17 protein-coding genes are annotated in these 20,008 nt (G+C 62.7%); 9 read left to right on the top strand and 8 right to left on the bottom strand.

The features are described from left to right. The first annotated feature begins 16 nt into the window (after positions 1–16). Together P0D70_RS18315 and P0D70_RS18310 are read left to right on the top strand one after the other, a co-directional pair. Entirely contained in the window at positions 17–1,696 is a 1,680-nt protein-coding gene (locus tag P0D70_RS18315; protein WP_408185526.1) for an FGGY-family carbohydrate kinase, read from the top strand. An 84-nt stretch (positions 1,697–1,780) separates the two neighbouring features. Further along, positions 1,781–2,182: a hypothetical protein gene (locus tag P0D70_RS18310; protein WP_408185525.1), complete on the top strand. Its 402-nt coding sequence runs from the start codon at positions 1,781–1,783 to the stop codon at positions 2,180–2,182. Between the two features lie 48 nt (positions 2,183–2,230). Here the strand turns inward: P0D70_RS18310 and P0D70_RS18305 are convergent, their stop codons facing one another. From P0D70_RS18305 to P0D70_RS18295, 3 genes are all read right to left on the bottom strand, one after another. Beyond that, positions 2,231–3,145: a LysR family transcriptional regulator gene (locus tag P0D70_RS18305; protein WP_408185524.1), complete on the bottom strand. Its 915-nt coding sequence runs from the start codon at positions 3,143–3,145 to the stop codon at positions 2,231–2,233. Positions 3,146–3,451: 306 nt separating this feature from the next. Continuing rightward, a complete protein-coding gene (locus P0D70_RS18300; protein ID WP_408185523.1) occupies positions 3,452–4,396 on the bottom strand; it encodes a cupin domain-containing protein in 945 nt (314 codons plus the stop codon). Positions 4,397–4,738: 342 nt separating this feature from the next. Beyond that, positions 4,739–6,145 carry a sigma-54 interaction domain-containing protein gene (locus tag P0D70_RS18295; protein WP_408185522.1) on the bottom strand — a complete coding sequence of 469 codons (1,407 nt, stop codon included), beginning with the start codon at positions 6,143–6,145 and terminating at the stop codon, positions 4,739–4,741. 271 nt (positions 6,146–6,416) lie between these two features. Between P0D70_RS18295 and P0D70_RS18290 the strand changes: the two genes are divergently transcribed. The 4 genes from P0D70_RS18290 (at position 6,417) to P0D70_RS18275 (ending at position 10,587) form a co-directional block, all read left to right on the top strand. Further along, positions 6,417–7,298: an MBL fold metallo-hydrolase gene (locus tag P0D70_RS18290; RefSeq protein WP_408185521.1), complete on the top strand. Its 882-nt coding sequence runs from the start codon at positions 6,417–6,419 to the stop codon at positions 7,296–7,298. Positions 7,299–7,337: 39 nt separating this feature from the next. After that, entirely contained in the window at positions 7,338–8,657 is a 1,320-nt protein-coding gene (locus P0D70_RS18285; RefSeq protein ID WP_408185520.1) for an NAD(P)/FAD-dependent oxidoreductase, read from the top strand. A 33-nt stretch (positions 8,658–8,690) separates the two neighbouring features. After that, positions 8,691–9,494, top strand: a complete 804-nt coding sequence (locus P0D70_RS18280) for a sulfite exporter TauE/SafE family protein (RefSeq protein ID WP_408185519.1) — start codon at positions 8,691–8,693, stop codon at positions 9,492–9,494. Between the two features lie 124 nt (positions 9,495–9,618). Further along, positions 9,619–10,587 carry a LysR family transcriptional regulator gene (locus P0D70_RS18275; RefSeq protein WP_408185518.1) on the top strand — a complete coding sequence of 323 codons (969 nt, stop codon included), beginning with the start codon at positions 9,619–9,621 and terminating at the stop codon, positions 10,585–10,587. A gap of 65 nt (positions 10,588–10,652) precedes the next feature. Here the strand turns inward: P0D70_RS18275 and P0D70_RS18270 are convergent, their stop codons facing one another. Next, complete coding sequence (locus P0D70_RS18270) at positions 10,653–11,441, bottom strand: alpha/beta fold hydrolase (RefSeq protein WP_408185517.1); 789 nt, start codon at positions 11,439–11,441, stop codon at positions 10,653–10,655. 248 nt (positions 11,442–11,689) lie between these two features. Continuing rightward, positions 11,690–12,571, bottom strand: coding sequence for an aldo/keto reductase family oxidoreductase (locus P0D70_RS18265; protein ID WP_408185516.1), 882 nt, complete (start codon positions 12,569–12,571; stop codon positions 11,690–11,692). Positions 12,572–12,660: 89 nt separating this feature from the next. Between P0D70_RS18265 and P0D70_RS18260 the strand changes: the two genes are divergently transcribed. Continuing rightward, positions 12,661–13,308, top strand: coding sequence for a TetR/AcrR family transcriptional regulator (locus P0D70_RS18260; RefSeq protein WP_408185515.1), 648 nt, complete (start codon positions 12,661–12,663; stop codon positions 13,306–13,308). 214 nt (positions 13,309–13,522) lie between these two features. On the opposite strand, the gene ilvD is transcribed toward P0D70_RS18260, so the two are convergent. Together ilvD and P0D70_RS18250 are read right to left on the bottom strand one after the other, a co-directional pair. Further along, positions 13,523–15,385, bottom strand: a complete 1,863-nt coding sequence (ilvD, locus tag P0D70_RS18255; protein WP_408185514.1) for a dihydroxy-acid dehydratase — start codon at positions 15,383–15,385, stop codon at positions 13,523–13,525. A gap of 346 nt (positions 15,386–15,731) precedes the next feature. Beyond that, on the bottom strand, positions 15,732–16,430 hold the full coding sequence (locus P0D70_RS18250) for an NADPH-dependent F420 reductase (RefSeq protein ID WP_408185513.1): 699 nt from the start codon (positions 16,428–16,430) through the stop codon (positions 15,732–15,734). An 89-nt stretch (positions 16,431–16,519) separates the two neighbouring features. Between P0D70_RS18250 and P0D70_RS18245 the strand changes: the two genes are divergently transcribed. Next, positions 16,520–17,407 (top strand): LysR family transcriptional regulator, encoded by an 888-nt coding sequence (locus tag P0D70_RS18245; protein WP_408185512.1) that lies wholly within the window; start codon positions 16,520–16,522, stop codon positions 17,405–17,407. Positions 17,408–17,524: 117 nt separating this feature from the next. On the opposite strand, the gene P0D70_RS18240 is transcribed toward P0D70_RS18245, so the two are convergent. Next, a complete protein-coding gene (locus tag P0D70_RS18240) occupies positions 17,525–18,409 on the bottom strand; it encodes a LysR family transcriptional regulator (RefSeq protein ID WP_408185511.1) in 885 nt (294 codons plus the stop codon). A gap of 75 nt (positions 18,410–18,484) precedes the next feature. Between P0D70_RS18240 and P0D70_RS18235 the strand changes: the two genes are divergently transcribed. After that, on the top strand, positions 18,485–19,786 hold the full coding sequence (locus tag P0D70_RS18235) for an aspartate aminotransferase family protein (protein ID WP_408185510.1): 1,302 nt from the start codon (positions 18,485–18,487) through the stop codon (positions 19,784–19,786). Positions 19,787–20,008: the final 222 nt, after the last annotated feature.

Below are 20,008 nucleotides of genomic sequence, written 5' to 3'. Positions count from 1 at the left end.
GAGCAGGCAGCAAGCCATGACCTCAGAGAACCCGACTTCCGGCGCGAGTCAAAGATCGACCCACAGTGCGACCCACAGCCCGGCAGACAGCGCGCGCGACGCGCGCTATGTCATCGGCGTGGACGTCGGCACGGGCAGTGCCCGGGCCGGACTCTTCGACCTCGCCGGCCGTATGGTGGCGTCGGCCAGGCGTGACATCACGCTGTTCCATGCGAGCGGTTCCATCGTCGAGCAGTCGAGTGGCGAAATCTGGACGGCTGTCTGCGATTCCGTGAAAGACGCGCTGTCGCAGGCCGCCGTGTCGCCGGCTCAGGTCGCCGGGATCGGCTTCGACGCCACCTGTTCGCTCGTCGTGCTCGGCGCGGGCGGCCAGCCATTGCCGGTGGGCCCCTCGGAGCAGGCCGAGCGCGACATCATCGTCTGGATGGATCACCGCGCCGTGGCGCAGGCGGAGCGCATCAACGCGACGGGTCACGAGGTGCTGAACTATGTCGGCGGCAAGATCTCGCCGGAAATGGAGACGCCCAAGCTGCTGTGGCTTCTCGAGAACAGGCCGGGCGTCTTCGCGGCGGCCTGGCAGTTCTTCGATCTGACCGACTTCCTGACCTGGCGCGCAACCGGCGATCTGGCCAGGTCGACCTGCACGGTCACTTGCAAATGGACCTATCTGGCGCACGAGCGGCGCTGGGACGAGAGCTACTTTCGCAGCGTCGGCCTTGGCGTGCTGGCGGACGAAGGCTTTGCACGCATCGGCCAGCGTGTCGTCGATCCCGGCACGCCGCTGGGCAGTGGCCTGACCGCGGACGCCGCCGCGCAACTCGGCCTGCGAACCGGAACGCCGGTCGCCACGGGCGTGATCGACGCCCATGCCGGCGGCATCGGCACGGTCGGCGCCGACGGCGACCCCGAGTCCTGTCTCGCCTATGTGTTCGGCACCTCGTCGTGCACGATGACCACGACCCGCAGTCCGGTCTTCGTGCCCGGCGTGTGGGGACCGTATTTTTCGGCGATGGTGCCGGATGCCTGGCTCAACGAGGGCGGCCAATCGGTAGCCGGCGCGGCCATCGAACGACTGCTTGCCATGCATCCCGCGTCTTCCGACGCACGGCTTCGCGCGCAGCGCGAGGGCCAGTCCTTGCCGGCCCTGCTCGCCGCCCTCGCCGTGCAGTCGGCCGATAGTGTGTCAGGCACCGCGTTGCTGGCCGGCGGCCTGCATGTCGTGCCGGAGTTCTTGGGGAACCGTGCTCCGCTGGCCGACCCGCACGCAAGGGCCGTGATTGCGGGCCTTGGAATGGAAGACGACCTGGACAGCCTCGTCGCCCTCTACATTGCGGGCCTGTGCAGTATCGGTTACGGACTTCGGCAGATCATCGAAACGCAGGCCAACGCGGGTGCGCCGATCGAGCGGGTGGTGATCAGCGGCGGCGCTGGGCGGCTCGATCTGGTTCGGCAACTGCTCGCGGATGCAACGGGCAAACCCGTGCTCGCCACGCAGGCGGAAGAGCCCGTGCTGCTGGGTGCCGCCATGCTGGGCGGCGTGGCAGGCGGCCAGTTCGATAACGTGCGCTCGGCAATGGCGAGGATGTCGCAGATCAGCAAGACCTACGAACCGGGCGCGAGCGACATCGCGCAACTGCACGAGGCGCGCTATCGCGCCTTCCTGAAGCTGCAAAGCGTGGCCAGAGAGATCCGCTAGACCTACCCACGGCGACGGTGGCGCCGCGTTGGGCGAGATGCCTTTACAATCCAGCACTTCGATCCGACAACCGTGACATGCGCCATGAAATACCTCCTTGCATCGACACTCGCGGTCGTCATCGCGGCCGCGAGCGCGACGACGAACGCCGAGACACCCGCGGGTAGCGAAACGCCCAAACTGGAATGCGCGATCGGGTATGTCACCGGCATCGGTGGGGCGGCACAGAGCTTTCGCGAATACCTGGCGACCCCGGACAGAGACAGATATCGATTCCTCGCGGACAACCCGATCCAATGCAAGGTCTCCGACGAAGGGCGCGCGTCGGGCTGTACCGGGATCACGAGCCTTCGGAATGAAAAAGTCAGCGTGTACGACGATATCGACAGTACGACGATGGCCGTGGTCGCGCGCGTCGAACTGGACCGGGGAACGTATCCGGTGATTATCGTCGTGCAAAAGAAGGACGTGAAATGCGAGGAGTGATTGCGCTCGCCGTGCGAGGCGCTGATGAATCCGACAGGTCGCGGTGTGTCAGTGCGGCGTCTCGCCAAGTTTTTCAGCGAGAAAGTCGATAAACGACCGAACCTTGGACGACACCGTTTTCTTCCTCGGATAAACCGCCCAGATCGAAGCTTCTTCGCGCGACGAACGGATCTCCCAGTCCGGCAATATGCGTGTGAGACGACCGTCGCCGAGTGCTTCGTCCGCCAGCCAGCTGGGCAGTAGGGCGATCCCTCTTCCAGCCAACGTGACTGCAAGCAACGCATCGGTATCGTCGATCGTGAGGCGGCCACTCGCGCTCGCCTTCTGCCACTCGGACGCCGTGTCTGCCCGAGGCCTCATGTACCAGACATTCCCCGCTGTTCGCGAGAACATCAGGCAAGCGTGATCTTTCAGCGCAGCGGGCGTAACGGGTGCGCCGCTCGCCTTCACATACGCCGGCGCCGCGCATGCCAACTCGCGGTGCGGCGCGAGACGCCGGGCCATTAGCGACGAATCCTGCAACGCGCCTATGCGGATGCCCAGATCGACCTGTGACTCGATGAGATTGAGGACGTCGTCCGTGAAGATTGCATCGACATCGATATCGCGATACCGGTCCATGAATTCGCCGATGTGCGGCACGACGTGTTTCCGCCCGAACGAAACGGGCAGCGTCACACGCAACACCCCGGAAGGACTCTGGTTCAGCGACGACGTTGCGTCCTTGGCATCCTTCAACTGAGTGAGCACCTCCGAGACGCGCGAGTAGAAAACCTTGCCGCCCTCCGTGAGCGAGAGCCCACGAGTCGAGCGGTTAAAAAGCGCGATGCGGAGATCAGCTTCGAGTTCGTTCAAATGTCGCGACGCGGTCGACGTCTTGATGGACAACTCCTGGGCAGCGCGAGTGAGACTACCCAGTTCGGCTGCGCGCACGAATGTCCGGACTGCTGCGAAGTAATCCATGTGGAAATCCAAAGTGGACTGCGGCTGGGCGCGGCGCCCTTCAATCGAGTCTGGGCGTTTCAGCCGGCACGCACTGTCAATGCCGGGTAGCTTACGACATCGGCTTTCACCCCGCCGGCGTGCGCGCTGAACCCGTTTTCATTCGCCGGAACAGATGGCCGAAGGCCGAGGCTGCGCCCATGTCGTTTGTCCAAAACCCTTGGCATGCGATCAGTTCAATGACGAGCCCGTCACGCACTGGAAGTGCGCGACGGGCTCGCCAAGTATGACGGACAGAGACTTTTCTATTGCTCGATGACAGCCTGCTTAATTGGCAAAGCGGATATCCAGTGCGCGCAAATAAGTTTGCAAGCCGGCGTCCTGAATGGGAATGAGCCGGGCATCTTCGTCCGATTCATTGAAGTGGGCGTGCCAGTATCCCGGCGGCGTCACGAACGCGAGGCCCGGCGCCCAATCGACTCGGGTGGCGTCCGCAATATTGCCCTGCTCGTCCAGCTCAGTGCCGACGAGGCTATAGCATCCCTGCGGACAATCAACGATGAAGTCCAGCGCAATCGACTGATGACGGTGCGGCTTCTGAACCGACTTTCCGGGAAGCAAACCGAACATTGCCCACAGCACGTGCGTCACCGTGCGGGTTTGCGGAAAACTGGCGTTGGCGAGCAGCACGGAAATACGGCTACGGAGCGCGGCATGCGTATCCTTGGCGACTTTCTGCAGTTCTGCCTCGGCGCGTTCCGCCGGATACAAGGTCGGGACGAATCGCGGAGAAACCGAATCCACTCCCAGGTAAGTCAGCAATGGCGCGTCGGTGACGTAGTACAACGCGACATCTTCGAGCGCCGAAATCGTGGATTCGATACCGCCGGGCAACGAGAAGAACGCGCCTTGCGTAAATGAAATCGTGTGTCCGCCCTGCACCGCGGATCCCGATCCGCGAATGACATAGAAAATCTGCGATGTGGCCAGCGGGTCCAGTTCGACGCGCTCCCCCTTCAGAATCCGAACGAAGTTGGCGACCAACCCCGGGCCGGTCGCCGGCGCGTCGCAACCCAGTTCCGCTGACAGATCGAGCGCAACGACGCGAGTCGGCCCGTCGGCATACAGGTCAGCGGGGAACGTCTTGAAGGGAACGCGTGAAATCAGCTTTGCGCCAATCGGGTTGGCCGCTTTGGTGTATTCGAAGTATTGCGCGCTATCGGTGACGTTGGTGTCGTCTTCCAGAAGGGCTGCGTCGGTGCGATCAAGCATGTTGTTTCTCCTGAAATCAAGGTTGGCCAGCTCCGCTGTGTTTGCAGCGAAGTCGTGAAATGAATTTACGTTCTGGCAAACCGCGCCGGTAGTGCCCTCGGCGCAAATGAGTTTTCAGGTTTGGGGGCAAGGCAAGCGACCGCGGTTGTGATCTTTTGATGAGGCGAGAGTTGCCTGGCGGGACCCGAGCTGATTGCCAATTCGCTTCGTGTTTCTCGTGTTGATAGTGCACCCGGTGGCCGGAATGCCTGGCACAGCGCGCACGCCAGATGGCGTGCATTTGAACCGCCTGCACTGCGCTTTTTCTATGCCGCGGACGGTCATCGCGCGCAATGCTTTTCTTTAGTGCTCGCCGTTGGAGTCAACCTGGTCGAGAGCCTTCAGCCGCCGGTACAGCGTGCGCTCGCTAATGCCGAGTTGTGCTGCAAGGTCTCTACGCATCCCCACGAAACCCGCTGCTATGCGGGCCAGTTCGGCATCCGTGAGCTTGGTGCTACCAGCATGGCGTAAGGCGGCATGCTCTGGCCTCGCCGACGGCACCTCGCCCCTGACCATCTCCGGCAGGTGTTCCGGCCGGATCACGCCATCGTCGGCCAGCAGGCTCGCGCGCTCGAGCACATTGCGCAGCTCGCGAATATTGCCCGGCCAGCGATACGCGCGTAGCAGTGCGAGCGCCTCTGGTGCGACCGAAGTCTTGCGCGGCGCGGTGTCGCGCCCCGAGGCGATGCGTTGCAGCGTTGAATCCACCAGCAATGGAATGTCGTCGGCTCGGTCGCGCAACGCGGGCAAACGAATCGGGAACGCGCTGATCCGGAAATACAGATCCGAGCGGAACTGTCCGGCCGCCAGCATCTGCTCAAGGGGCTTGTGCGTCGCGGCGACGAGCCGGAAGTCCGCGCGCTGCGTCTCCACGCTGCCGACGCGGCGAAATGCGCCCGTCTCGATGAGACGCAGCAGCTTGACCTGCATCGACAATGGCACATCGCCTATTTCGTCGAGAAACAGAGTCCCGCCTTGGGCCGTCTCGACGAGCCCAGGCTTGCGGTTGACGGCACCGGTGAACGAGCCTTTCTCGTAGCCGAACAATTCGCTTTCGAACAGCGTCTCCGTGATGCCAGAGCAGTCGACCACCACGAACGGCCGTTGTGCCCGATCGCTCGCCTCGTGCAGCGCATGGGCGAACAGTTCCTTGCCCGTGCCGGACTCGCCGAGCAGGAGGACAGGCAACATCGAGGGCGCGACACGCTGCAATGCCGCGATCGCTTCGTTGAACGCAGGTGCGCGTCCCACCAACCCGTCCACGCTTGGCCGCGCGGAGGCGCCGCGCACCGTCGAGAGCCGCTCGACATACGCGACGATCTCGCGCCGCGTGTCGAAGATTGGCCGCAATTCCACGTCCACATGTTCGGGGCCGCGCGGCGTGTGATGGATGTGCAGCACGCGATCCGCGCTGCGGAGTTCGGACGCCCGCTTCATCGGGCAATGCTCGCCGGCCTGGTCGCATGGTACGTCGTAGTGGTGCGATACCTGGTAGCAGCGTCGCCCAACGTGCGGCTGCCCCGCGACGCCGAACTGCCGCCGGTACGCGGTGTTGGCCGCAAGAATGCGGTAGTCCGGGTCGAGCACGATCGAAGGCTGCGGGTCGTATTCCAGATAGGACACGAGAGCGGCAATCTCGGGGGCGCCAGGCTGCGCGGGCACCGCATCAGACGAAGCGCTCGGGACGGATGAAGGCTCGGGCAGGATCATGGTCGCAGACCGGAAATTCGTCGAGGAACGAGCACTATACGCGCCGACTGCCATTTCTGCCACGACTGCCATATGGCAGACAGTGGCAGTCCGTCGCCTGACGCTCTCTTTGGCGCGCGCCGCTTCAGGGCGGCGCGGGGGCGCATAAAAATCGATGTAGATCATGGATTTAGAACCTCCGCGCGAAACTAAGGCGCGATTGGCACGATACTTGATTGAAGTCGCCTCCGAATGTTGCTGGACAGCCCGTCCGGCACGAGGACCGACTGCAATGACAGCCAGCCAATTTATCGTCGAAGGATTCTTCGACCCCGCCACGTGGACCATCAGCTATCTGCTGTTGGATCCGCGCTCGCAGCAATGCGCGCTGATCGACAGCGTGCTCGATTACGACCCGAAGTCGGGCCGGACGCGAACCGTGTCGGCCGACCGGCTAGCCGCCCGCGTCGAAGCACTAGGCGCAAGCGTGCAATGGTTGCTGGAGACGCATGTGCACGCGGACCATCTGTCCGCCGCGCCGTATCTCAAGGAACGGCTAGGCGGGCGAATCGCGATCGGCGATCAGGTCACGCGCGTGCAGCAGGTGTTCGGCAAGCTCTTCAATGCCGGGCATGGGTTTGCCACGGACGGCTCGCAGTTCGATCACCTCTTCGCCGACGGCGAAACCTTCGCCCTGGGACAGTTGCAAGTGCGCGTGATGCACACGCCCGGCCACACGCCGGCGTGCGTCACCTATGTCGTGAGCGACGGCGACGATCACGCGGCATTCGTGGGCGACACGCTCTTCATGCCCGATTACGGCACCGCCCGCTGCGACTTTCCGGGCGGCGACGCATCCACCCTGTACCGCTCGATCCGCCGTGTCCTGAGCCTGCCTTCGCAAACACGCCTTTACATGTGCCACGACTATCAGCCGGGTGGTCGTCCGGTGCAGTACGAAAGCTCGGTCGCGGACGAACGCGAGCACAACATTCACGTACGCGAAGGAACACCCGAGCAGGCCTTCGTCGAAATGCGCAAGGCCCGCGATGCGACGCTCGATATGCCTGTTCTGATTCTTCCTTCCGTTCAGGTGAACATGCGCGCCGGCCATCTGCCCGAGCCCGAGAGTAACGGTGTTTCGTACATCAAGATTCCGGTGAATGCGCTCTGACGGGTGCGTTGAGCGTCGGCACAATAGTTAGGAGAAGCAATGGAAATCAGAAAGCACACGAACCCGCAAGCGGCCGGCCACGACCTGACCGGCCTTGCCGGGCGGATCGCGTCGCCCCTCGTCGTCTCACAGGAGCGGCATGACGTCGTCATCGTGGGGGGCGGCGCCGCGGGCATCGCGACAGCGTCGAGCCTGCTCGCGCGCGCGCCGGGTCTGGATATCGCCGTGATCGATCCGGCCGACACGCACTACTACCAGCCGGGCTGGACGATGGTCGGCGCCGGTGTGTTCCGGCCCGAGACGACGGCGCGCACCATGGACGATGTGCTGCCGGCCAGGGTGCACCGGATCAAGGCCGCCGTAGCGGCGTTCGAGCCGGAGAACAATGCGCTGGTGCTCGAGGGTTGCCGCGTTATCAGGTATAGCCAGCTCATCGTCTGCGCAGGGCTCAAGCTCAACTGGAACGCCGTCGAAGGGTTGGCGCAGACCCTCGGCCGCAATGGCGTCACCTCGAACTATCGCTACGACCTCGCCCCGTACACGTGGCGCCTCGTACAGGGGCTAAAGGGCGGACGCGCGCTCTTCACACAGCCGCCGATGCCGATCAAATGCGCCGGCGCGCCGCAAAAGGCCATGTATCTGTCCTCCGATCACTGGCAGCGCACCGGGAGGCTCGGCGGGATCGACGTCGAGTTTTATAACGCGGGAGCGGTGCTGTTCGGCGTGGCCGACTACGTGCCCGCGCTGATGAAATACGTCGAGAGTTACGGCATCAAGCTGAATTTCGGATTCAACCTGAGCGCGATCGACGGCGAGGCGAAGCGCGCCACTTTCACGCGTACGGTGGCGGGCGGCGCGCCCGAACGTGTCGAAACGGAATTCGACATGATCCACGTGGTGCCGCCGCAGACCGCGCCCGACTTCATCGCCGTCAGTCCGCTTGCCGACGCGGCGGGCTGGGTCGACGTCGACCAGAGCACGCTGCGCCACAAGCGCTTCGATAACGTCTACGGGCTCGGCGACGTGACGAACACGCCCAACGCAAAGACAGCGGCCGCCGCTCGCAAGCAGGCGCCCGTCGTCGCGCACAACGTGCTCGCGGCGCTCGGCGCTATGTCGGGTGTCGCAACCTACGACGGATACGGATCGTGTCCGCTCACGGTCGAACGCGGCAAGATCGTGCTCGCCGAGTTTCTCTACGGCGGCAAGGTCGCACCGACGTTCCCCGGCTGGCTGATCGACGGCAAGCATCCATCGCGGCTCGCCTGGCTGCTGAAGGAGCGCATCCTGCCGCCGCTCTATTGGCGCGGCATGCTCAAAGGCAAGGAGTGGCTCGCCCACCCCCGTCTCGCCGAATGAGCGGCGGCTTGTCATCAACCCTCAAGGCTATCGATGCTGATCTCACTTCTTCTCGGCGCGATCGTCGGCGCGTTGCTTGGTCTGACGGGCGCGGGCGGCGGCATTCTCGCGGTGCCCGCGCTGGTGTTCGGGATGGGCTGGCCAATGCAGCAGGCCACGCCGGTCGCGCTCGTCGCCGTATCGAGCAGTGCCGCGGTCGGCGCACTTGAAGCCTTCCGCAAGCGGCTGGTCCGATATCGTGCCGCGCTGTTCATGGCGATCGCCGGCATTCCAGCGACCGCCGTGGGCGCCCGTCTCGCCCACGCGTTGCCACAACGCCTGCTGCTTGCGCTCTTTGCGAGCGTGATGCTGATCGTCGCGGTCCGGCTGCTACGCCAGACACTCCGCAGCGGTGCGGCACCGCAGCCCGAATCGGCGCTGTGCGTGGCGCGCGTCAACCCCGCGACCGGCCGGCTCGTCTGGTCGTGGGCGACGGGCGCGGCGCTCGCGGCAACGGGTGCGGTTACCGGACTGATGACCGGCATGCTCGGCGTCGGCGGAGGATTCATCATCGTGCCGATGATGCGCAAGCTGACCAATGTGCCGATGCACGGTGTCGTGGCTACCTCGCTTCTGGTCATCACACTGGTCGGCGGCGGCGGTGTCATCGCCACGATGCGCCACGGCGCGCCGCTGCCGCTCGAAGTGGTGCTGTGGTTCAGCCTCGCCACTGGCGCGGGCATGCTCGCAGGACGCGCCGCGTCGCACCGTCTCCCGGCGCACCAGGTTCAACTCGGTTTCGCGACGATCCTGATATGCGTCGCATTGGGGCTGATGGCGAAGGCCGCGATCGCCTGACTTCGCATGACTTCGCCTGTCGCAGCAAAGTTGCTGCGTTCCCGTTTCCTGGAGTTGGCTGGAAGTTGGGTATTTTCGTTTATGCTGACCCATCCGATAATCCAGCTATCGAATCGAGGAGCAAATGGACCGGTTGACTGGCATGGGCGTGTTCGTGGCGGCGGTCGATGAAGGCAGTCTTGCAGCCGCCGCGCGACGCTTCGGGTTATCCGCCGCGATGGCCGGCAAATACGTGAGTGCGATCGAAGCCGAACTGAATGTAAGACTGCTCCAGCGCACGACGCGCCGTCTGAGCCTGACCGATATCGGTCAAAACTATTACCAACGCTGCAAACAGATCCTCGAAGCCTACGACGAGGCCAATCGCGAGGCGGGCGATGCACACGGAGCCCCCGGTGGCGTGCTGCGCATTTCCGCTCCGGTCACTTTCGGCGCCATGCATCTCGGCGACGTGCTCGCGAGCTTTGTGGAAGACAATCCGCAGGTCAAAATCGAAGTGTCGTTGAGTGACCGCTATGTCGACCTGCTCGAAGCCGGTGTCGATATTGCGATTCGAATTGGGCGTTTGCCCGATTCGGGGTTGATCGCGCGCCGGCTCGCACCGTGCCGAATGGTGATCTGCGCGTCCCCAGACTATCTCAGGCGTCACGGAGCGCCGCGCAATCCGGACGACCTGCGGCAGGCGCCGCGGCTCACGTTCAGTGAAGCGGTGTCGGTAGGAGACTGGACGCTGGTCGATGCGAAACGCCGTTCGCATGTGATCGACGGGCCGAGCCGGATCTCGGCCAACAACACCCAGATGCTGCTTGCCGCGGCACTCGCCGGAGCCGGTATCGTTTATGGACCCACGTTCGTGTTTGCAGAGCAGATCGCGCTTGGAAAACTCGTCGAACTGCTGCCGGAGTACCACACCTCGGAATTGACGATCCAGGCGGTCTATCCGAGCGCGCGTCACATGCCACTCAAAGTGCGCCGGTTCCTCGAGCATCTGGTGGCGGCATTCGGAGACGATCCGCCGTGGGATCGCATTCCGACGCGGCGTAGCGCCAGCCCGCGTCGTTCCTCCGACAAGCCAAAACGGGTGAAGTCCTAGGCGGCAGAAGCGGCGTGCCGCTCAGCGTGGCGCCGCATGCGCGTGACACGTCGTCTATGCACGAGCTATGCGGCGGCGTTTTCGGCGGCCACGAACTTCTCGATCGCCGCCGCGACCGCCTCGGGTGCCTCGAGCGGCGACAGATGGCCGATGCCCGGCAATACCTGCAAGCGCGCGCCTGCAATCCGGGGCAGCAACTCCTTCTGTAATGTCTCCACACGATCAACTTTGTCCAACTCGCCGGCAATCACCAGCACGGGGACATTGATGGACCTCACATCGTCAGTAATGTCTTCGAGCATGGCGGTGCGTGGCCACGCAGCTTTGGCTTGCGGCGCACCGCGCAGGCTGTCGGCGATGACTTGCTCACGACAGGCCGGCGTGAGCGGATTCGCCGTGAGTACGTTGTCCAGCACCCACTCGATCGACTCGCGCGAATCATAGGCTGCTGCCATCGCCGCGCGCTGCTCTTCAGGAAGAGCCATGGGCGAAGGCGGCGACGGCGCCACGAGCACCAGGCCCTGCAATCCCGCTGGTCGCCGGGACGCAAGCAACTGCGCTACTTTTCCGCCCATTGAATGACCGACCAGAGTGTAGCGCCGCAGTCCCAGTGTTTCGATGACCTCTTGTGCATCGTTCGCGAGATCGGCAATCGTGTAGCCGCGCTCCGGCGCGTCCGAGTCACCCCATCCGCGATGATCGGTGGCAACGGTTCGGCATGGCGTCGACAAGCGGCCGACGACGCCGTCCCAAGTGCGGGACGATCCGCCCCAGTAGTGAAGGAACACGAGTGCCCGTTCTCCCTCCCCCTGCTCCCTGACGCGAATTCTCGCGCCGCTCGTCCGGATATCCATTGCGATGCTCCCTGATCTGGTGTGCCGATGGCACGGTGGCGGATCGGATCAGGTCCGACCCGAATCATGGAGGCATCTTAGGTTTGGCCGCTCCGTTTGATAATTACCGTCTTTTTATCGGCAGTCGATCGTGGGACGATCGAAATGCAGCATGGTCGCTTTGTGAAGGTTTATGGCAACGCGCCAGCATGTTCAGGACGTTCGTCCACGTTTTCACGCGCGACCACACCTCGTGGCAGACGAGCACCTTAGTCTTTCGTATTCCCGGAACCGATGGTGTCCAACGACGACAAGACATCCTCTGGCAAACGAAGGTTCACGCTTGCGATGTTCTGCTTCAGATGCTCGACCGACGAGGTGCCCGGTATCAGCAGGATGTTCGGCGAGCGCTGCAACAACCAGGCAAGCGCCACCTGCATCGGTGTCGCGTCGCATTGGTCTGCAGCAGCGCTCAACGCTTCGGCCTGCAACGGAGAGAAGCCGCCGAGCGGGAAAAACGGAACATACGCGATACCGTCTTCGGCAAGACTGTCGATCAGCGCGTCATCGTTACGATGAGCCAGGTTGTACATGTTCTGCACGCACGCAATCTTCGTGATCGTGCGTCCCTGCACGATCTGCTTTGCGGTCACATTGCTCAACCCGATGTGACGAATCAAGCCTTTCGCCTGAAGTTCCGCAAGCGCGGTTAGCGGCGCCTCGATATCGCCCTCGGCCGGTGCACCCACGTCGAACATCACGCGAAAGTTCACGACGTCGAGCGCATCGAGACCGAGATGGCGAAGGTTGTCATGCACCGCCGATTCCAGTTCGGCCGCCGACGACGCAAGGTTCCACGAGGCATCGCTCCCTCGGCTGGCGCCCACCTTCGTGACGATCGTTAGCGCATCGGGATAAGGATGAAGCGCCTCACGAATGAGCTGATTCGTCACATGGGGGCCGTAAAAATCGCTTGTGTCGATGTGGGTGATTCCGCTTTCGATTGCAGCACGAAGCACCGCTATCGCCGCGGTGCGGTCTTTCGGTGGCCCGAAAACGTGCGGCCCCGCTAGCTGCATCGCACCGTAACCCATGCGCGTCACCGGCCGCTCGCCAAGTTGAAAAGTACCTGCCCGCGTAACTTCGGTCATCGATCCACTCCTTCGTTCGGATTGTTGTTGCAGTAGCCGCAACACGTTCGACTAGAATACGAATAATCATTCAGATTGTGAATTCGCATATGCGCACGGATAACGGACAGGGGCTGAGCGCCCGCAAACAGCCGCAACAGGCGCGTTCCCAAGCGACCGTGGACGCGATTTTCGACGCGACTATTCAGGTTTTGCTGGCCGAGGGGTTGCAGCGGCTCACCACGATCCGGGTGGCGGAGAGAGCCGGCGTTTCGGTCGGCACGCTTTACCAGTACTTCCCGCAAAAGCAGGCGCTTCTCTTCGCCGTGCTGCAACGGCATCTGGAAAAGGTGGTGAGCGCAATGGAGGCCGCGGCCTTGTCAGCGCACAGCGCGTCTTTGTCGACGATGGTGAAGGCTGTCGTCGCGGCATTCGTCAAGGCAAAGACTGAGAATCTGGACGAATCGCGTGCTCTATACGCGGTGGCGCTCGAACTCGACTCGCGCGACTACGTTCGCGAAGTGCAGTCACGTCACCGCGTGGCGCTCGAAGCGATGCTGAAGACGGCGTCCGACGCGCATTTTGACGACATTCCCACGACCACTTTCATGTTCATGGGCGCATTGGCTGGCCCTGTACGTTCGCTGCTCGAAGGGAAGCCGCCGCAATCCATGATCCGCAAGCTTCGCGGCCAACTCGAGTCGCTCTGTCTGGGGTATCTGGAACGCGAAGCGGGTCCGAAGTATTCGGCTGCGTAGCCTCATACGCGGCAGGTGCTGATCTGCCGACGCCACACGCAGTGAAATCTGCGCGCGGAAAGTCCCGGCGGCCTGCCGTCGTTGCAAGGGCGCGGCCGTCAGGGACAGTTGCTGCCCGACGCTTTTCAGGTCGAGCAGCAACGCGACCGCCGGGCATTACCCGGCGTGTCGACTCCTGGTCCTGATCGCCTGACCGCGACAGGACCTTGGCACTTCACTTGCGCTTCAGTTGCGAGATATCCCGCACCGCACCGCGGTCGGCGGAGGTGGCCAGCGCCGCATAGGCCTGCAACGCCTGCGACACCACGCGCTCGCGAGCAACCGGCATCCACGCCTTGTCGCCGCGTGCTTCCATGGCTGCACGACGGTTCGCCAGTTCCTCGTCCGACACCACCAGGTGCATCTTGCGCTTGGGAATGTCGATCTCGATCACATCGCCGTCTTCCACCAGGCCGATCGTGCCGCCTTCGGCCGCTTCCGGCGACGCATGCCCGATCACCAGCCCGGACGAACCGCCGGAAAAACGGCCGTCGGTGAAGAGCGCGCAGGTCTTGCCCAAGCCCTTCGATTTCAGATACGACGTCGGGTAAAGCATTTCCTGCATGCCGGGACCGCCCTTGGGGCCTTCGTAGCGGATCACGACCACATCGCCGGCCACGACCTTGTCGCCCAGAATGGCTTCGACGGCATCGTCCTGGCTCTCGAAAACGCGCGCACGCCCCGAGAAAATCCACTGCGATTCGTCGACACCCGCGGTCTTGACGATACAACCCTTGTCCGCGAGGTTGCCGTACAGCACCGCGAGACCGCCGTCTTTCGAATACGCACTCTCCTTGCTGCGGATACAGCCGGTCTTGCGATCGGTATCCAGCGAGGTGAACGTGGCTTCCTGGCTGAACGCGACGGTGGTCGGAATCCCGCCCGGAGCCGCGCGGAAGAACTTCTGCGCTTCTTCGCCCGCACCGCCCGCGATGTCCCATTTGGCGATCGCATCGCCCAGCGTGCCGCTATGCACGTTGCCGCACGACAGGTCGAGCAGGTCCGCGCGAGCCAGTTCGCCGAGAATGCCGAGGATGCCGCCGGCACGGTGCACGTCTTCGATATGGTATTTGTCGGTAGCGGGCGCGGCTTTGCACAGGCACGGCACTTTGCGCGAGATACGATCGATGTCGGACATGGTGAAATCGACACCGGCTTCCTGCGCCGCCGCCAACAGGTGAAGCACGGTATTGGTCGAACCGCCCATGGCCACGTCGAGCGCCATGGCGTTCTCGAATGCCTGCTTGGTGGCGATGCTGCGCGGCAGGACCGACGCGTCTTCTTCCTGGTAGTAGCGACGGCACAAGTCCACCACCAGACGGCCCGCCTGCTCGAACAGACCCTTGCGCCATGCGTGCGTGGCGACGATCGTGCCGTTGCCGGGCAGCGCCAGACCGATCGCTTCGGTCAGGCAGTTCATCGAGTTCGCCGTGAACATGCCCGAGCAGGAACCGCACGTCGGGCAGGCATTGCGCTCGATTTCCGCGACTTCCGCGTCGCTGACGCTCGAGTCGGCCGCCTTGATCATCGCGTCGATCAGGTCGATCTTGGCGATCACCTGGCCGTCTTTCGGCGATTTGACCTTGCCGGCTTCCATCGGACCGCCGGAGACGAAGACCACCGGGATATTCAGGCGCATGGCGGCCATCAGCATGCCCGGCGTGATCTTGTCGCAATTGGAGATGCAGACCATGGCGTCGGCGCAGTGCGCGTTGACCATGTATTCCACCGAGTCTGCGATCAGTTCGCGCGAGGGCAACGAGTACAGCATGCCGCCGTGGCCCATGGCGATGCCGTCGTCCACTGCGATGGTGTTGAATTCCTTGGCGACGCCGCCGGCCGCTTCGATTTGCTTCGCGACCAGCGCGCCGAGGTCGCGCAAATGCACATGGCCCGGCACGAACTGGGTGAACGAATTCACCACCGCAATAATGGGCTTGCCGAAATCACCGTCCTTCATGCCGGTAGCGCGCCACAAGGCGCGCGCGCCGGCCATGTTGCGACCATGAGTCGAAGTTCGTGAACGATATTCAGGCATCTGTATCCTCAGATATTGGGGTCGTTTAAATTTGACTTGCCTCGGCGCAGCCCGGCCAGTCGTGCCTTAAAGGGCGGCGATGGCTTACCACTGCCCCTGTGAGCGGTGGCGTGCGATAGCGCGGACGGTGTGCGACGAGAATGGACGAATGATGCGAGAGAGCGAGTAAGACGTCCAATATATTTTTCTGGCGTTATTAGGTCGGAAAAGATATTAATTCAGTCTGTTCGGAGGCGTAAAACCGCGCCGCCCATTCTTCCCCGACGATCGCTCGCATCGTGCCGGTCAAAAGCAGCCCTCCCCAGCGGCACATCCGCGCCGCCGCTTGCCCAAAGCAATGAGATGCCTAGTGCCGCCACGAACCATGCGGCAACTCCACATTTCGCTCGGCTTGCGCCAACTTCTTCAGAAGCCCGGCACGATCCAGCCGAACGCAATAGGCGGGCTTCGCCCGTTCAAAGCGCCAACTCGCGGACAGCGAGCCCGCATCGACCGCATCGAAGCCGAATTGATCGAGAATGCCGGCGACCGCCTGCTTTGCCGCAACGTCGTCCCCCGCGATTGGCAGCGCGCGTCTATTGGGTCTTCCGGGCGCGACGCCGTCGGTTTCGAGATCCTTGGCGAGAATCGCGCTGAACGCCTTCACGAGCCTAGCTCCGGGCAAGTGGCGCGCCATCAGTTCGCTGGTGGTCAGGGTGTACTGGTCCAACGCATCGATATGGCCATCGCGTTCGGGATAATAGTTGCAGGTGTCGATCACTATCTTCCCTTCCAGTTCCGCAACCGGCAGCGTGAGATAGCTGCGCAGCGGCACCGAGATCACGACAATGTCGCCGAATACCGCCGCCTCACGCGCGGTTCCGACGCGGCAACCTGTCGCCGCAGCCGTGCTCATCAGCGTTTCCGGGCCTCGCGAATTGCTGATCATTACCTCGTAGCCGTTCTGCTTTGCCAGCGTCGCGAGCGCCCTGCCAAGAAATCCCGCACCCAGAATACCCATCTTCATTTTCAATCTCCTGTTGGACCTGCGGGCGGCGCCATTCACCGCCCGCACCGTGCAATCACTATGATTGAAAACCTAACCGAGATAAACGATGATTCTGGTTCGCCTGTAGAAACTATAAGTGGGGAATCATGGACCGCCTGACCAGCATGGCTATCTTCGTGAAAGCCGCCGAAAGCGGCTCGTTTGCGGCGGCCGCTCTCGCCTTCGGTATCTCGTCGCAAATGGCTGGACGACATGTGATCGCACTCGAAGAGCGCGTCGGCGCGCCGCTCCTTGCCCGGACAACCCGGCGCCAGAGCCTCACTGAAATCGGCCAGATTTTCTATGAGCGCTGCAAGGCCCTCTTGGCGGACGCTGAGGCGGCGGAATCGGTAGCGATGGATTTCTCAGCCTCGCCGCGCGGACGCCTGCGTGTCACTGCTCCGGTCACATTTGGATCGTGTTGCCTCGCGCCGTTGATTACCCGTTATCTTCGCGAGCATCCCGAAGTCCAGGTCGATCTCACGTTGACCGATCGTTTTGTGGATCTCGTGGATGAAGGGTATGAGGTGGCGATCCGGCTCGGCGCGCTGTCGGATTCGTCGATGATCGCGAAACCACTCATGCCGTACCGACTGCTCGCCTGTGCGTCGCCGGCTTATCTGGAAGAGCGTGGTGAACCTAAAACGCCGGAAGCACTGGCCAGGCATGAATGCCTTGGATTTTCCTTCACGTCGCTACCTCCATACAACGAATGGGTCTTCGGCAGCGCGCGCGGCAAACATGCGGTAACAGTCAGCGGGCGCTTTCAGGCCAACGATACGAAAGCATTGATTGCCGCTGCGATTGACGGCTTTGGTATCGCGCTCGCGCCGGAGATCGCGGTCAGGGACGACATTGCCGCAGGCCGGCTCGTACGTCTTCTGCGCAAGTACGAGGCGCCGGAGCGTCCAATGCACGCGCTCTTTACCGCGAGGCGCGCTACGCCGAAATTGCGCGCTTTCATCGATTTGATGGTCGAGGAATTCGGACCGTGAGGTCGCGCACTTACGGCCGATCACTGCTGCATCTCGCGCAAACCACCGGCACGCGACAGGCGACTGAACTGAGCGCCGCCCATCGCTGGACCACCGCCCTCTTCCGAGTCCGATCGATCACAGCAACGGCAGTGTCAGCCTGATGTGTTCCGCGAATACCGTGATCAGATGAGCGGGACGCTTCCGCTCGAACTTCAGGGAAATGCCGATAGTGGGCAACGGCGGAAGCGTCGGATCGCCATTGAGTACATGGAGATCGGCGGCGACGGCAGTCTGCGTGATGACAGCGAACGCCTGCCCCGAACGGACCAGCGCCGTGAGACCGGCGAGACTGCTGCTCGCATAGGCGATGCGGTAATCCCTGCCCGCGCGTCTCAGCGCTTCGCACGCTGCCACATGGTCGAGTGTGTCGGGATCGGAGAGCGCCAGCGGCAACGGGTCGAAGTGCGCGGAATCCAGCCCCGGGCAGCCGACCCAGACTAACGGTTCGCGACGAATGATTTCCTCGTTGGCCGCGTCTTCCGGCAACGAGATCATCGCAAGGTCGAGTGCATGCATTTCCAGTTGTTCGAGCAGGCGCGGCGTTGGCGCGCAGACGACTTCCACCAGCGCATGAGGATGCAGGCTCGAAAACTGACGCAGTAAATGCGGCAGGAAAACAGCGGCGTAGTCGTCCGGGCAGCCGAAGCGGATCGTGCCCGACAGCCCCTTGCCCGACAGATCGGCGATCGCTTCGTCGTGCAGTCGCAGAATACGTTGCGCGTGGATCAACAGGCGTTCGCCGGGATTCGTCAGCACCACGCCGCGCCCCGTGCGCTGGAACAGCGGCTGGTCGATGATTTCTTCGAGGCGCTTCATCTGCTGACTCAGCGCGGACTGGGTCCGGCCGATCCGGTTCGCCGCGCGGCTGAGCGACCGGACTTCGGCCACGACGATGAACGAACGCAGCAGATCGATTTCGAGTGAAAGACTCAAGATATTAGGCCCACTTCTATCTTCCATAAGAACTATTAGGTTCTATGAAACCAGAGAGCCATTTAGACTGCAAGCATCCCGCCCAAGCCAAGGAGAAGCAAAGTGTCCCGGAACAACGATGCAACTTTCTGGCGCAACGCCAGGCAGCACCTGATTCGCTACGGCGGCACCTTCGAGCCGATGATCATCGAGCGCGCGCAGGGCAGTTTCGTCTATGACGCGGACGGCCGCGCGATTCTTGATTTCACCTCGGGGCAAATGAGCGCGGTGCTTGGGCACAGCCATCCGGACATCGTGGCGGTCATCAATGAATACGCCGGCAAGCTCGATCACCTTTTTAGCGGGATGCTTTCGCGTCCGGTTGTCGACCTGGCGACCCGGTTGGCCGAGATCACGCCTGACGGACTCGACCGGGCTCTGTTGCTCAGTACGGGTGCTGAGTCGAATGAAGCCGCCATTCGCATGGCGAAGCTGGTCACCGGCAAATATGAAATCGTCGGCTTCGCGCAGTCGTGGCACGGCATGACGGGCGGTGCGGCATCCGCGACCTACAGTGCCGGTCGCAAAGGCGTCGGCCCCGCCGCCGTCGGCTCGTTTGCAATCCCTGCTCCGTTCCCGTACCGGCCGCGTTTCGAGCGCCATGGTGAATACGATTATCTGGCGGAGCTGGACTACGCGTTCGATCTCATCGATCGTCAGTCGAGTGGCAATCTCGCCGCCTTTATTGCCGAGCCGATTCTCAGTTCCGGCGGCATCATCGAACTGCCGGAAGGCTACATGGCCGCACTGAAGCGCAAATGTGAAGAGCGCGGCATGCTGCTGATTCTCGATGAAGCGCAAACCGGCATCGGGCGCACTGGCACGATGTTCGCCTGTCAGCGCGACGGCGTCACGCCCGATATTCTCACCCTCTCAAAGACGCTGGGCGCCGGTCTTCCGCTCGCGGCCGTCGTGACCTCAGCCCAGATCGAAGAGCGCGCCCACGAACTGGGTTATCTGTTCTATACGACCCATGTGTCCGACCCGCTTCCTGCGGCCGTTGGTCTGCGGGTGCTCGATGTGGTCGAGCGTGAAGGGCTGGTTGCGCGTGCGAACGTGATGGGCGCGCGACTCAAACGCGGGCTGCTGGATCTGATGGAACGCTTCGAGTGCATCGGCGACATTCGCGGACGAGGGCTGCTCCTCGGCATGGAGATCGTCAAAGACCGCCGCACCAAGGAGCCGGCGGATGGGCTGGGCGCCAAAATCACCCGCGAGTGCATGAACCTGGGGCTCAGCATGAATATCGTGCAATTGCCTGGTATGGGCGGTGTCTTCCGGATCGCGCCGCCGTTGACCGTGCGCGAGGATGAGATCGACCTGGGGCTGGCGCTGCTCGGGCAGGCAATCGAGCGTTCGCTTTGATGAACTAACCGGTTGGATTCGACTGCTTCGAACTTGTTCTCGGGTGAGGGTGACTACGGCGATGAAGTTCGATGCATGTTCGAGTATGTGCGTCGATCCCGGTAGAAAGCGCCTCTCCCGAATCTAGACGCAACGGTTGGACCACATCACTGCTTCAAGGGTAACGCCACGCGTTCGTGGGGAAAGCCGTCAAATGTCTCACCGGGCCTATAATTTCCGCAA

This window comes from Paraburkholderia sp. RL17-381-BIF-C, assembly GCF_046026435.1.
Taxonomy (GTDB): domain Bacteria; phylum Pseudomonadota; class Gammaproteobacteria; order Burkholderiales; family Burkholderiaceae; genus Paraburkholderia.
This window is presented reverse-complemented; position numbering and strand designations above follow the sequence as displayed.